Genomic DNA, 14,322 nt, shown 5'->3' with positions numbered 1-14,322 from the left:
ACTGGTAGCAGGCCCGCTCCGATGCGGCGCACTAACCATCGAAACCTCGTGAATGTCGGTATCCTGTCTGGCAGGATACCGCTCATTTCCCTTGTTCAGTTCATCGCCGTCGCCGAGCATCTGAATTTTCGGCATGCGGCCAAGGCACTTGGTATCAGCCAGTCGAGCGTCAGCGCGCGTGTGAAAGCGCTGGAGGATAACCTTGGTGTCCTGCTATTTGAGCGCCATGCGCGGGGCGTTCGGCTAACAGACGCAGGCAGGCACTTCATGGAGCGTGTCACGGCGGGTGTCGATCAACTCGATCACGCAGTGAAGACCGCGGAGTGACGGGCACTGGCTGGCAATGTCTAGCAACGGCAGGCATTTCGGCTGAGGGTAAAAGAACTTTCCGCTAAGCGATAGACTGTATGTAAACACAGTATTGCAAGGACGCGGAACATGCCTCATGTGGCGGCCAGGACGGCCAGCCGGGATCGGGATACTGGTCGTTACCAGAGCCACCGACCCGAGCAAACCCTTCTCTATCAGATCGTTGACGAGTATTACCCGGCATTCGCTGCGCTTATGGCAGAGCAGGGAAAGGAATTGCCGGGCTATGTGCAACGGGAATTTGAAGAATTTCTCCAATGCGGGCGGCTGGAGCATGGCTTTCTACGGGTTCGCTGCGAGTCTTGCCACGCCGAGCACCTGGTCGCTTTCAGCTGTAAGCGTCGCGGTTTCTGCCCGAGCTGTGGGGCGCGGCGGATGGCCGAAAGTGCCGCCTTGCTGGTTGATGAAGTACTGCCTGAACAACCCATGCGTCAGTGGGTGTTGAGCTTCCCGTTTCAGCTGCGTTTCCTGTTTGCCAGCCGGCCCGAGATCATGGGGTGGGTGCTGGGCATCGTTTACCGCGTCATTGCCACGCACCTGGTCAAGAAAGCGGGCCATACCCACCAAGTGGCCAAGACGGGCGCGGTCACCCTGATCCAGCGTTTTGGATCGGCGCTCAATCTGAATGTTCACTTCCACATGCTGTTTCTCGACGGTGTGTATGTCGAGCAATCCCACGGCTCAGCGCGTTTCCGCTGGGTCAAGGCGCCGACCAGCCCAGAGCTCACCCAGCTGACGCACACCATCGCCCACCGGGTGGGTCGCTATCTGGAACGGCAAGGCCTGCTGGAACGGGATGTCGAAAACAGCTATCTGGCCTCGGATGCGGTGGATGACGACCCGATGACACCCCTGCTGGGGCACTCGATCACTTACCGTATCGCTGTCGGTTCACAGGCGGGGCGAAAGGTGTTCACTTTGCAAACTCTGCCGACCAGTGGTGATCCGTTCGGTGACGGGATTGGCAAGGTAGCCGGGTCCAGCCTGCACGCCGGCGTGGCGGCCAGGGCCGATGAACGCAAGAAGCTCGAACGGCTGTGCCGGTACATCAGCCGCCCGGCGGTATCCGAGAAGCGGCTGTCGTTAACACGAGGCGGCAACGTGCGCTACCAGCTCAAGACGCCGTACCGGGACGGCACCACGCACGTCATTTTCGAACCATTGGATTTCATTGCAAGGCTGGCCGCCCTGGTACCGAAGCCCAGAGTCAACCTAACCCGCTTCCACGGGGTGTTCGCACCCAACAGTCGGCACCGGGCGTTGGTCACGCCGGCAAAACGGGGCAGGGGCAACAAGGTCAGGGTGGCTGATGAACCGGCAACACCAGCACAACGGCGAGCGTCGATGACATGGGCGCAACGGCTCAAGCGTGTTTTCAATATCGACATCGAGACCTGCAGCGGCTGCGGCGGCGCCATGAAAGTCATCGCCTGCATTGAAGACCCTATAGTGATCAAGCAGATCCTTGATCACCTGAAGCACAAAGCCGAAACCAGCGGGACCAGGGCGTTACCCGAAAGCCGGGCGCCACCGGCTGAGCTGCTCCTGGGTCTGTTTGACTGACGAGCCTGAAGGCCAACGATACCAATCAAAATGCTGCGTTCACAGCGCCGCGGCAGGGATCCGCCGTGCTGGTTGTCGGAAAAGGAGCCGCTAGTGGGAAAGAGGAGGGTAAATTTTCAGCGTTGCTGGCTCCCCGTCAGCCGGATTGGGTTGCATCGCAGGGGTGTCGAAAGAGTCAACTGCGGTCCAAAGCTGTTGGACTTGGGTGAAAAGGGCGTTTATTCTTCCTATACGTGATAATAACAGGCGGTTCGGAAGCGCCTATTAACGAAAGTGCCGTTGGTGGTTTCAACGCGTCAAAAGCATTGTCAACCTTAAATGAAAATCCGCAAATGGCATCACGTCCTTTTGACATCAACAGAGACGGTTTTGTTATGGGCGAGGGAGCAGGTGCAATTATTTTGGAAAACTATGAACACGCTATAAAACGAAATGCTCCGATTATTGCCGAGATTGCTGGCGGTGGCATGGCTTCAGACGCATATCATTTAACTGGTACGCACCCAGAGGGAGAAGGGGCATATTTAGGTATGGTTTTAGCATTGGAAGACGCAAATATTTCCGCCAATGAAATAGATTATCTGAACACACACGCTACATCAACACCACAAGGCGATATGAGCGAATTAAAAGCAATAGCAAGACTTTTCGGCAGACAAGGCAAATTAAATATTAGTGCGACAAAATCAATGACAGGACATCTGTTAGGTGCTGCGGGGGCTATCGAAGCAATCGCTTGTATTAAAGCTGTTCAGAATAACATTGTTCCGCCAACAATCAATTCGGTAGATATTGAACCTGAATATAGGGATATATTTAACTTGACGTTACACCAATCACAACAACGGCAAGTGAATTACGCAATGAGTAATACTTTTGGTTTTGGCGGACACATTGCCACAAGTATTTTTAAAAAATATGCTGAATAGAGAGTAGGTGCTAACTTCGGTTTGCTCGTGTTGGCGCTAAATCGAAAGTTCAAGTATCCCAACATGTTCCTTCGTATAGAAGTTAAAAGTTGGCAATTATCGTAGAACAACCTACAGACAACACCAATATGTAACCGATAAATAATTACAAAATATGACCGACAGAGTAAACATCATCAATAACTACATCGATGGATACAACCAATTTGATATCAAAAAAATGGTTGCAGACCTTGACGATAATATTGTTTTTGAAAACATTCAAAATAATGATATAAGGTTATCGCTGAAAGGGTTAACAGCGTTTAAACAACAGGCAGAAACAGCAAAAACATACTTTGCAAAGAGAACACAGACAGTTAAATCGTTTAGGCATTTTGACAACAGCACTGAAATAGAAATTGATTATACAGCAATTTTAGCAATTGACTTTCCGAACGGCTTAAAAAAAGGGCAAAAGCTAAAGTTATCAGGAAAATCCGTGTTTGAATTTAAAAAAAACAAAGTGATTAAATTGACAGACATTAGTTGACATTAAAACCAGCGAACAAGAATATGACTTTATTAAAACATAAAAAAATTACAATAATTGGTGCCGGGCCTGTTGGATTAACAATGGCGAGATTGTTACAGCAAAACGGCGTGGACATTACAGTTTACGAGAGAGACAAAGACCAAGATGCAAGGATTTTTGGTGGGACACTTGATCTGCACAGGGATTCGGGACAGGAAGCAATGAAAAGAGCGGGATTGTTACAAACTTATTATGACTTAGCTTTACCAATGGGTGTAAATATTGTTGATGAAAAGGGCAATATTTTAACCACAAAAAATGTAAGACCCGAAAATCGTTTTGACAATCCTGAAATAAACAGAAATGACTTAAGGACTATCCTATTAAATAGTTTACAAAATGATACCGTCATTTGGGATAGAAAACTTGTTACCCTTGAACCTGATAAGGAGAAGTGGATACTAACTTTTGAGGATAAATCGAGTGAAACAGCAGATCTGGTTATTATTGCCAATGGTGGAATGTCTAAAGTAAGAAAATTTGTTACCGACACGGAAGTTGAAGAAACAGGTACTTTCAATATACAAGCGGATATTCATCAACCGGAGGTGAACTGTCCTGGATTTTTTCAGCTTTGCAATGGAAACCGGCTAATGGCTGCTCATCAAGGTAATTTATTATTTGCGAATCCTAATAATAATGGTGCATTGCATTTTGGAATAAGTTTTAAAACACCTGATGAATGGAAAAGCAAAACGCGGGTAGATTTTCAAGACAGAAATAGTGTCGTTGATTTTCTCCTGAAAAAATTTTCCGATTGGGACGAACGCTACAAAGAACTGATTCGTTTGACATCATCTTTTGTAGGGTTAGCGACACGAATATTTCCCTTAGATAAGTCTTGGAAAAGTAAGCGTCCATTACCCATAACGATGATTGGAGATGCTGCTCATTTGATGCCTCCTTTTGCAGGACAAGGCGTAAACAGTGGGTTGATGGATGCCTTGATATTGTCGGATAATCTGACCAATGGGAAATTTAACAGCATTGAAGAGGCTATTGAAAATTATGAACAGCAAATGTTTGCTTATGGAAGAGAAGCACAGGCAGAATCAATAATAAACGAAACGGAAATGTTCAGCCTCGACTTTTCTTTCCAAAAACTAATGAATCTATAAAACAGAAAGGCGAGGAAATGAAAGAGAAAATAGTTAAAAAAAACGGAATAAGACTTTTTACCGAAAGTTTTGGATGTGAAAAAGATCCGGCAATACTCTTGATTGCGGGAGCAACGGTATCCATGTTGTATTGGGATGCTGAATTTTGCCAGAAACTATCTGAAAAGGGATTTTTTGTTATTCGCTACGACAATAGGGACGTAGGAAAATCTACTAATTACGAACCGGGTTCAACCCCCTATGATATTGTTGACTTAACCCATGATGCTATTTCAATTTTGGACGGCTATAAAATAGTCAAAGCCAATTTTGTGGGAATTTCACTGGGCGGACTGATTTCTCAAATAGCATCAATAAAATATGCCGACAGGGTAAGTTCAATAACACTAATCTCATCAGGTCCTTGGGGCGACTCAGACCCCACAATTCCTGAAATGGATACGCGTATTTTAGATTTTCACGGAAAAGCTGAAACCGTAGATTGGACAAATGAAGACAGTGTGGCAAATTATTTAATTCAAGGTGCTGAATTGATGAGCGGCAGGAAACAATTTGACAAACAAAGAAGTGAAAAACTGATTAGAGCCGAATTTAAAAGAGCTAATAACTATATAAGTATGTTCAATCATGCGGCACTGCAAGGTGGTGAAGAATACTGGAACAGATTGAGCGAAATCAATCAACCAACCTTAATTGTACACGGAACGGACGATAAAATATGGCATTTTAAGAATTCAGCAGTTTTACTTGAAAAGATAAACGGCTCAAAACTAATAACGCTTGATGGAACCGGACACGAACTACATTTCGAAGATTGGAATAAAATTATTGATGGAATAACGCAACATACAACAAATAACAAAAGAATGAACAAATAGGGTATTATGTATTTCCAAATCAACGGTTTAGAGATTGAAGCTAATATCAATGTGTTCTTTGAATAACATCTTTTGGTGTTTTTTAATAATCATACTACGCAATTTTCTTTTATAAAAGGAAATATTGTAAACTAAATACGAAATGGTATCTTCATTAAATCATATCATCTCGGAGATACAGCGAAAAGAAAATGCTATTTCGCTGTCTGCATCTAATGAAATTGATGAAGCATATCAAACGACGATATACCTGCAAGAATACTTATGGTCAATAAGAGAGGATATTACCCAGCAGGGCTTTAAAAACCATTGGGAGGAAATCAATTTCTTTCGCAACATTAAGCCATACATTCTCTCCAAACTCATTTACCACAATAAAATATTTCGCATACAGACAGCTTGTCCTGTTGATGGAGGAAAGATGTACGCAAGTTATTTTTCAGAACAATTAAGGGAATTAAAACAGGAATACAGGGAGCATATCTATAATTCCGATTTTTACAGATATTACCGTTCAGGAAGAACAGACCGTGATGAAACTTACTTTAGGTTGGGCAACATTAATTTCCACGATGGACTGAATAGCTTCGTCTTTGAAATTGACCCTCTGTTTTCAACCTACTATGATTACAAAGTGGCTCGGATAATAGCAAATGAGCTACTCTATACCTACATACTCCAAAAAATCAATAATGATGAAATAGCAGGCTCTCTTTCTGCAAGGGATATTTCATCCGATGGTATTCTTTGGACGGACAGTAAAAATGCCTTGATAGAACTGATTTATGCTCTGTATGCGAATGGCTCTCTTTCATACGGTAAAGTAGGAATACGAAAAATCAGTTTGGTTTTAGAAAAACTATTCCGGATTACTTTAGGAGATCTGCATAACTCTTTCCATCGAATGAAATACCGTGCCGGTTCCCGCACCTCGTTTTTAGACCAACTGAAATCTTCTTTGGAAGAATATATGGATAAACAGGACGGGAGGTAGGGTTTATTTAGTATTTAATTGGGTGTATTCAAGATTTATATTTTCAATGTCATAGACATTAGTTTCAATGCACTTGAATTTTTCAGGATAAAATATTGCAACGTTATAACCCTGCGAATATAATGAACTTCTAAATTCTATACCGTCAAATCCCATTGATTTTATCAGTTCTGAAAGATACTGTGTTGGCAGATAATCCAATTCGCTGTCATTCTTTCTTCTTGGCTTTGAAAGTTCTTCTTCTAATTTATCAATGAAAGAACCGTGTAACATAACTTCTTCTAAAGACTCTAATTCTGCAAGCCTGAATACATCGTATGTGGAGCGACTTAAATTAACTACTCTTATGTCTTCTTCAAGTTTAAATGTACCGACAGAAACGTAATCAAATAAACTTGCTCTTGCTTCATATAAAGTTGTTGTTATGTCATTAGCAATATAGAGATAAGAAATACCATTTGGATTGGCTCTTCCGCTTTTAGCTAATTCATTAGGAGGATTACCCATTTGTTCGAAAGGATACCCCTGTGGATTATTACTAATTCTTGCTCGATAAAATTTCTTTCCCTTTTTGTAATCTTTCTGAAAATGTTTGAATAAGGATTTTAATTTTTGTAAATCCAAAGCATTTACAAAATGAAATCTATTTACGGTTTTTATTTCTTCGGAAAACTTATCCCAAGAAAGGAAAAGCGGTTGAGTAACGTCTTCCTCTGCTCCTGTATTATGAAACCTTAATCTTACAGGGTTGTCTAAAACATTTTGATAATTGGCAATGTCATCTTTAATAATCTCAGCAATGAGCTGTTTTATATTATTTGTATCAATTAGTTTTTGGGTAAATACCTTTTTATGAAAATCCGTAATGATTTGACTTTCTAATGGTTTTCCATTGACGGTATCAACTTCATACAAGTCAATAATCCCAAGAAAGAAAGGGTTTAATTCGGAAGCCTCATAGACACTCACATTTTCGGACAGGCAATAATCACAATTATCTGTTATCTTGTTACCCAAAATGATAGCATTTATATAACTGCTCTCAAAACAATTTGTGCAACAATTCATACTAAATCAATTTCAATACTAAATCTATATGGTTCATTAAGGAAAGTTTCTTCAATGTCCCTAATCCTGGAAAGTGTCCGTTTTCGTGAAATCGTCTAAATTCAGATATAGCAATAGAGTCATAGCCTGTTTGGTCACACCAAGCAATAAGTTTATCTAACGCCTCAGCAAACTTTCCTGCAATATCTGATGTGTCATCATTTGAGTCAGAAACAAAATGTTTAACTTTTATTCTATTTGTCTGTGCTTCCGCATAAGATAAATGTATCGCAACAGCATAGGGAAGAAACCCTGTTTCCGAATATTCCTCTCCAATAGAAAGATAGTCCGAAAAACCTTCAAACCCTTCTTCTTTGTAATAGATATGTTCTTCTGAAAAATTGCTTTCATCTACTTGCAAATAATCCGCATTCTTTGTTTGAGCATTGAAATAATCATCAAGTTCAATTAAGGTATTTCTTTCAAAATTTCTAAAATATCTTCTACTTGTCGATGATAGATTGATTACATTATATCGAATGGCAAAATGTTCTTGATATGATTTAAGAACATCTGAAATGTTATCAAACACGGCATTATGAATAATACTTAGAGCAGGAATAACTTTTGCATATTGTTGTAAAATGCCAATAGCTTTTGAATGGTCTATCCTATTATGGAAAATAACACCTATCTGATAATTTGTATAATCTCCAACTGAACTGCTAATAGCATTAAAGATTGCATTGGTATCTTTGAATGTTCCTACTTGTGGATTAACAACAACTGTAAAGTTGATATCATTACTTGCTAATTCTTTTATCGTAGTCTTTAAAGTAGAAGAATCCTTGACAGGTTCAATAATAGGAGATACTTTTTCTTTATTTGGCAAAAGAACAGGTTTAGTTAATTCTCTTATTCCTATCAACTCAAACTGCTTTCCTCTTATATACGGTTGATACATACGCTTTTGGTTGCTAAAAAATTATACAATCTTTGATATTCCTGCTCATTAAAATCCAAAGAATTACAAATGTGCTTTAGTTCTCTTGGGGTTTTAGATGATTTCAGCAAGTCGGGGTTCAATAGTTTTCTCTCTTTTAGTTTATTTAATACCTGCTTTTGAAAATCAACTATATCAATTGTGGCAAGTAGTTCGTAACAAGCTCTAAAAATCTTTGTATTAGGAACATCAGGGACAGAACCAAAATTAACAGCAACTAAATCAAGATACTCTTGCTTTCTCAATATTTTAAAAATAGTTTCAAAGTCGAAGAAAGATTTATTTGCATCTGCCTCTTTTATTGTTTCCAATTTATTTTTGGCATTTAATGCGATAATACCAATGCTTGTATTTTCGTATTCAACTTGGAGCTTTTTAGCATATTTTTCATCTGTAACAATATGTACCTCATTGGCAAATTTTTGGTAGTCATTTATTTGTTTTGCCAATTTTTCTAATCCGTCAAGTTCCGTTTTAATCTCATAGACTCTTACAGCACCGTTCAACATAACCAAGTCAGCTTTTGAAGCACCAATTTTTAGTTCATTAAGTGTTAATGTTGATTTTAAGCTATGAGTTTTTATAATATCAATAATCAAATTATTCTTATAGATGTATTCACATCTATATTGCTTTTGTAAGGACTTATATAAAGACTTGATTATGTCTAAGTTGGTTTCGTATGAGGTAGTGTTGAAGTATTTATCTATTTGTTTTTGAAAAAGCACATAATCGTCTTCCCGTACTATCTTTTGGAACATAGGCGGGGAGAAAATTTGTGATAATACTCTCAACTTTTGTATAGTTTTCATACTACTTCTTTACATTACAAAGGTAACAAATTACGAAAAGATAACTATTATAATGCTTGATAATTCGGTTTCGTGGCTTAAATAGGTTATAAATTTAGTCAAAAAAATGTACCAACATATACTTTAACATTATAAAACAGTATCAACAAATATATTTTTTCATTAGGGTTCTACTTAATGCTTTTAGGCAGTAGCTTCGTGACTTAACGAGTTTAACCGTTCCAAATCTTCCAAAAAATGTTTCGAGATTTGTTCGGGTTCGGCTACAAAAAAGGATTTTTTCGAAAATCCTTTTTTTTGTTTCTATACCTCTCCTATTTATCTTTTTGATATACATCACTATTCTTATCCTTTCTTTATCTACGCTCTTTCTTAGTTTGATATATCAATACTCATGCATTCTTCTTAACAATTAAATACCTCCAGGTTAATGATCATCCAAGAGCAAAGCCGGAATCACTTTCAGTTCGTTCAATATCTTAATAGCATTTGTATTAATTCTTTCTCTTAAGAATAGCAAGCCCGTGATCATTAAACCTACCATTCTCTGTAATCATCTTTTAACTTCAGTTCGAGATTTCAACTCATATTATTCAGCAATATTAATTTCACCTTAAAAATCACCACAAATGGAAATATTATTTTTTACTAATCCATTAAATGCTTAAATTTGACTAAAACTATTCATTAAAAAATAAATAACATGAAATTTAATTTACTTTTGGGAAATCATGTCTCTTTTAAAGCTGCACTAGTCACTTTATTTTTGTTTTCAACGCAAGCTCTATTGTTTGGACAAGACAGAATTTATGCTCATGCTCAAAGCTCGGGTGTATTTGGAGTAGCTTGCCTGGGATGCCGTGTAGACAACCCGCTTAATGCAATTGGAGGTAATGAAGATGATTACGCTACAATGGTACTGGGAACGGCTTTACTAGGAGGAATTCAGCAGACTTTAATTTTTCCGGATCTTAGATCGGATACGAGATTGGTTGTAGGTATCGGAACAGACAATATTCCATTATCTGTACAGCTTCTAAGTGGTGTTACTCTTGAAACAATGAATGGAGGCACTTCTAATGAAGACCGTAGAACCATAGACATAAGCCTGCTAAAGCTGGGAGCAACTCCAAACAGAGGCACAGTAGAATTCAAGCCGGCAAAACCCTATGATGGGATAAGAATAGGTCTAACAGGAGGTGTACTAAGCCTTGGTGGCGGATTTAGAATTTATTATGCTTACCAGGATCCATTGATCAGTATAATGGCTCATAGCCAAAACGGACAGGTTACTCTTGATGCTAATCTCTCATTAGACGGAGCAGAAATAGCTTTAACCAATACTTCAGGAAAAGAAGTACATCGTTCTAAACTAAGATCCAAAACTTTTGAATCAAATCAGCCTGAAGGGGTTTACTTTATGACCGTTCAGACTAAGGAAGGAAAAACATATTCTAAAAAAATTATTATTAAATAATTCTCAGGAAACAGAAACGGCAATCTTTGTAAGGTTGCCGTTTTTTATATGTTTAAACTCAGGGAAAATGAAATATTAAATCACATTATTTCTAATTCAAAAAATTATAGTTATAAAAACCAAATATTAATAAATAACAAAAAAAAGAAATAAAATAATCAACATAATCAATTTATATGTAAATTTACAAAAACTAAAATCCTAAAATATCAACATATGAAAACCAATTTATTAGTGAGACAGCATGCCATAAAGGCTGCGATGTCAGCCCTATTTTTGTTCTTAATGAACTCCATGTCTTTTGCACAGATTGTGAAGTATTATGCGAGCAGCCAGACGAATCAAGTTTTTGGTATCTGCATAGGCTGCGGAGTAGTGAATCCTCAAAATGCTGTAGGAAGTAATGAGAATGATTATTCTGTTCTACAGGTTTCAATAGGCTTGCTAGCGCGTACTGAACAAACATTAATTTTCCCGAATAGTACTTATACCAATAAGTTGGTGATAGGAATCGGATCGAACGGAACTCCTTTATCAGCACAAGTATTGGGAGGTGTATCTATTGAAACATTTAATGGAGATGTTTCAAATAATGACTACCAAAATCTAAGCAATACCATTCTTAAGCTAGGAGATACAGATCCAAGCAAGGGTGAGATTGAGCTTACGATGAACAATCCTTATGACCGAATTAAAATAAATGTGAATTCAGGTTTACTTAATTTAGGTGGTGAGCTTAGAGTATACTATGGATACCAATATAAGGATCCGTTTATAAGTTTACTTGCTCACAGCCAAAACGGACAGGTTACTCTTGATAAAAATCTACCGTTGGAAGGTTCAGAGGTTACCCTTGTTAATACTTCAGGAAAAGAAGTATTCCGTACTAAGCTGAATTCAAATACTTTTCAAACCAACCAGCCTGAAGGTGTCTACATCATGACCGTTCAGACTAAGAAAGGAGAAACTTATTCTAAGAAGATCTTGATTAAATAAAATTTTTAAACCCTAGAAACGGCTGGCTTTTTTAAGTCAGCCGTTTTTATTTTATACCTACATCAGACAGGCTTAATGGTAATTTACTTCTCAATAGTTCTTTACTTGTACTGATTAAAAGGTATATAATAATTAAGCATTGTTATATAAATTACCATTGATTAAATAAGATTACTCTCCATCATATTGTTGATTAATTGTTATTTTATAAAAAAGCCCCGGCCAATAATTGGCCGGGGCTAAATGAAACAAAATTAGCTATGCTAAATTAATTTTTAATCAGTTTTTGTTGATATACTGCTTTGTCAGTTACTGCTTTCAGAATATACATTCCTTTTGGTAACATGCTTACATTTACTTGTCCATTGCTGAACTGTGTGTTAACTAATTTACCAGAAGCGTCATATATTGCTACATTGATTACTTTTTCCTGTGTTTTGATATAAAGGATGTCTGTAACCGGATTCGGATAAATACCAAATTCAAGTTTCTTCACCTCAGCAGTTGCTAAAGTAGCTCCAGAACTGTTTACTGTAAGTGTTTTGTCAACAACCTTACCATTAGAATTGAAACTAATTACAATATTAGCGGTTCCAGAAGTTATTGGTGTAATTACCAGTTCTTCATTGGCATTAATTTCTGCAGAGACCACAGTAGGATTACTGTTTGATTTCACAGATTTAATAATAGATGACCCAAAGCTATCATCGTCAGAAACCATTGTTTTCAAATCAATGGAAGTCGCACTTGAGGCTGTTAACTGTGTCGGGAAAGTATTGCTTACAGTTGGGGCTGTATTATCCGGGAATACTGCTAATGATGGGAACCAATAATAATCATCCAGTGTTCTGGTATTAATCAGGCTACCGGTAGCATTAAATGTATGAATCCAGTTCTTTTGAAAATGAGCACCAAATCCACTTTCTGTGGTATTCAGGATAAGATTTCCGGTGGATGGATTTACACGCAATGCTGCTCCATAAGGAATCTGCTTAAAGCTCCCTGTTTGTCCGGGAAGTGTAATAAATGTCTCGTTAAATCCTTTTGTGGTAACGTCAAACTTAACAATTTGATTTCCTGCAACAAATCCGCTTCCGCCTTTAATCCAATATAAAGTATTTTCTGTATTACTTGCTGTAAAGCTTCCTGCATTCCATGCTCCCCATGAATCTGAGTATGTTGTAGTAGGAATATTATAATATTGTGGTGCAAGAGTTGCTGGGTCTATATTGGCTAATTTCTGCTTCTGAATTGCCCAAACGCTTCCATCTTTTGCCTGAGCAATAGAAATAAAAGGTCCAGCAATTGTATTTACTACAGTATCTGTATTAGGATCGATCACTAAAATACCTGCACCCTGCTTCACTGCAAAAACATATTTTGATGTACGGATCATATTCCCAATCTGTCCTGCATACTGACTTCCTCCGCCTGTTCCGGTTATGAGGCTTCCAACCTGCAGATTATCAATATTAAATAAAAAAATACCATTGGAAGCACCAATATATCCTTTGTGTTCGTTCACTCCCAGGAAAGATCTTCCATCTCCACCTCCAATATCATTGAATCCTGCAATTTTCTGCATGGTTTGTGCATTTGCAATGACTAATCTACCACCGGGTGTATATTGTGCATCTCCCGCATCAGCAGCCTGCTTAGATACAAAATAGAATTTATCTCCATAGATTGTTCCGAATTGTGTAGTGGCTCCAAAAGCATGATTGTTATTCGCATTGCTATAAACACGGTTAGTGATCTGTCCGTTATTATCAATGAAGTTAACAGAACCGTTTGTATGTCCGTACCAATCTTCATTCACCATAAAGAATCCGTTGGTAAAGTTTGTAGAACTTACGTAAGGAGAAACAGGTGTCATTGTAGAAGAAATTGGGAATGATCCTGACATAGGACTATAATTCCATACATCCCATGAACCATTTTGAAGCACACGAGAAGTAGCTCCTACTCCTGAAAAACCAAAGTCTGCATCTGTAGGATCTTTCACCCAATATGACCAGAACCCGTTATACCATCCCGCATTCCAATGATCATTAGTATCCTGAGCTACATACTCATCAAAATCATAGGCTGTAGTGTTTACAATACCATCTAACGGATATAACGGATAGGTAGCATTTCCACCTTTAATAAGCGCTCTGCTGTTCTGTCCGTTCAGGTCAAAGCCAATCCCTCCTATTGCGGTTCCAAACTGAGTTCCCTGATATAATAATGTATAAAATCTATGATCTGCCTTTGCAATAGCCTTAAGCATATCTTCTCCGGTAGCATTTCCGTCCCATTTAAATCCCCATACCAATGCATCAGGGTTTTTACTGTCATTCCACTGTACAACAAATGCAGCCTGATTGGAACCTGTTCCTACCCAATACTGCACATCAGAAAAACTGATCGTAGTCGTTGTATTATTAATGATATTTAACTGAGTATTCCCTGAAAGATCATTTCGGGGTACACCCTGTACTTTCATCTGAGCATTTGTGAACAATGCAAACAGAAAAAGCATGGTAAAAATGTAAAACTTTTTCATTTTTTATTAATTTA

Annotated in this window: 12 protein-coding genes and 1 pseudogene; 9 read left to right on the top strand and 4 right to left on the bottom strand. The window is 38.7% G+C overall.

Annotated elements, in window-relative coordinates; all coding sequences use genetic code 11:
* Positions 1 to 21: 21 nt before the first annotated feature.
* The 7 genes and pseudogenes from C1638_RS12875 (at position 22) to C1638_RS12840 (ending at position 6,425) form a co-directional block, all read left to right on the top strand.
* Positions 22 to 327: a LysR family transcriptional regulator gene (locus C1638_RS12875; RefSeq protein ID WP_001255015.1), complete on the top strand. Its 306-nt coding sequence runs from the start codon at positions 22 to 24 to the stop codon at positions 325 to 327.
* A gap of 111 nt (positions 328 to 438) precedes the next feature.
* Positions 439 to 1,932, top strand: a complete 1,494-nt coding sequence (locus tag C1638_RS12870) for an IS91-like element ISCR2 family transposase (protein WP_001120888.1) — start codon at positions 439 to 441, stop codon at positions 1,930 to 1,932.
* A gap of 233 nt (positions 1,933 to 2,165) precedes the next feature.
* Positions 2,166 to 2,861: pseudogene (locus C1638_RS12860) on the top strand (beta-ketoacyl-[acyl-carrier-protein] synthase family protein); the annotation flags it as partial.
* Positions 2,862 to 3,015: 154 nt separating this feature from the next.
* Positions 3,016 to 3,393: a hypothetical protein gene (locus C1638_RS12855; protein WP_109621548.1), complete on the top strand. Its 378-nt coding sequence runs from the start codon at positions 3,016 to 3,018 to the stop codon at positions 3,391 to 3,393.
* Between the two features lie 23 nt (positions 3,394 to 3,416).
* The gene (gene tet(X) / locus C1638_RS12850; RefSeq protein WP_044502094.1) at positions 3,417 to 4,553 is read left to right on the top strand and encodes a tetracycline-inactivating monooxygenase Tet(X); all 1,137 of its coding nucleotides are present in this window, start codon (positions 3,417 to 3,419) and stop codon (positions 4,551 to 4,553) included.
* Between the two features lie 17 nt (positions 4,554 to 4,570).
* On the top strand, positions 4,571 to 5,431 hold the full coding sequence (gene estT / locus C1638_RS12845; protein ID WP_077782102.1) for a macrolide hydrolase EstT: 861 nt from the start codon (positions 4,571 to 4,573) through the stop codon (positions 5,429 to 5,431).
* A gap of 142 nt (positions 5,432 to 5,573) precedes the next feature.
* Positions 5,574 to 6,425 (top strand): RteC domain-containing protein, encoded by an 852-nt coding sequence (locus C1638_RS12840; RefSeq protein ID WP_109621546.1) that lies wholly within the window; start codon positions 5,574 to 5,576, stop codon positions 6,423 to 6,425.
* Between the two features lie 3 nt (positions 6,426 to 6,428).
* Here the strand turns inward: C1638_RS12840 and C1638_RS12835 are convergent, their stop codons facing one another.
* Genes C1638_RS12835 through C1638_RS12825 form a run of 3 tightly spaced genes read right to left on the bottom strand, consistent with a single transcriptional unit; the run spans position 6,429 to position 9,287 of the window.
* Complete coding sequence (locus tag C1638_RS12835) at positions 6,429 to 7,442, bottom strand: RES domain-containing protein (RefSeq protein ID WP_066764787.1); 1,014 nt, start codon at positions 7,440 to 7,442, stop codon at positions 6,429 to 6,431.
* A gap of 52 nt (positions 7,443 to 7,494) precedes the next feature.
* Positions 7,495 to 8,436 (bottom strand): sce7725 family protein, encoded by a 942-nt coding sequence (locus C1638_RS12830; protein WP_066679298.1) that lies wholly within the window; start codon positions 8,434 to 8,436, stop codon positions 7,495 to 7,497.
* A complete protein-coding gene (locus tag C1638_RS12825) occupies positions 8,418 to 9,287 on the bottom strand; it encodes a sce7726 family protein (RefSeq protein WP_066679297.1) in 870 nt (289 codons plus the stop codon). The genes C1638_RS12830 and C1638_RS12825 overlap by 19 nt, the downstream gene beginning before the upstream one ends.
* Before the next feature lie 703 nt (positions 9,288 to 9,990).
* Between C1638_RS12825 and C1638_RS12820 the strand changes: the two genes are divergently transcribed.
* Both C1638_RS12820 and C1638_RS12815 read left to right on the top strand, forming a co-directional pair.
* Positions 9,991 to 10,764, top strand: a complete 774-nt coding sequence (locus tag C1638_RS12820) for a T9SS type A sorting domain-containing protein (RefSeq protein ID WP_109621544.1) — start codon at positions 9,991 to 9,993, stop codon at positions 10,762 to 10,764.
* Between the two features lie 216 nt (positions 10,765 to 10,980).
* Positions 10,981 to 11,760, top strand: a complete 780-nt coding sequence (locus tag C1638_RS12815) for a T9SS type A sorting domain-containing protein (RefSeq protein WP_109621542.1) — start codon at positions 10,981 to 10,983, stop codon at positions 11,758 to 11,760.
* A 268-nt stretch (positions 11,761 to 12,028) separates the two neighbouring features.
* Here C1638_RS12815 and C1638_RS12810 read toward each other — a convergent pair whose 3' ends face one another.
* Positions 12,029 to 14,308 carry a DUF5074 domain-containing protein gene (locus C1638_RS12810; RefSeq protein WP_109621540.1) on the bottom strand — a complete coding sequence of 760 codons (2,280 nt, stop codon included), beginning with the start codon at positions 14,306 to 14,308 and terminating at the stop codon, positions 12,029 to 12,031.
* Between the last annotated feature and the right edge of the window lie 14 nt (positions 14,309 to 14,322).

Source organism: Chryseobacterium oncorhynchi (assembly GCF_002899895.1).
GTDB lineage: Bacteria > Bacteroidota > Bacteroidia > Flavobacteriales > Weeksellaceae > Chryseobacterium > Chryseobacterium oncorhynchi.
This window is presented reverse-complemented; position numbering and strand designations above follow the sequence as displayed.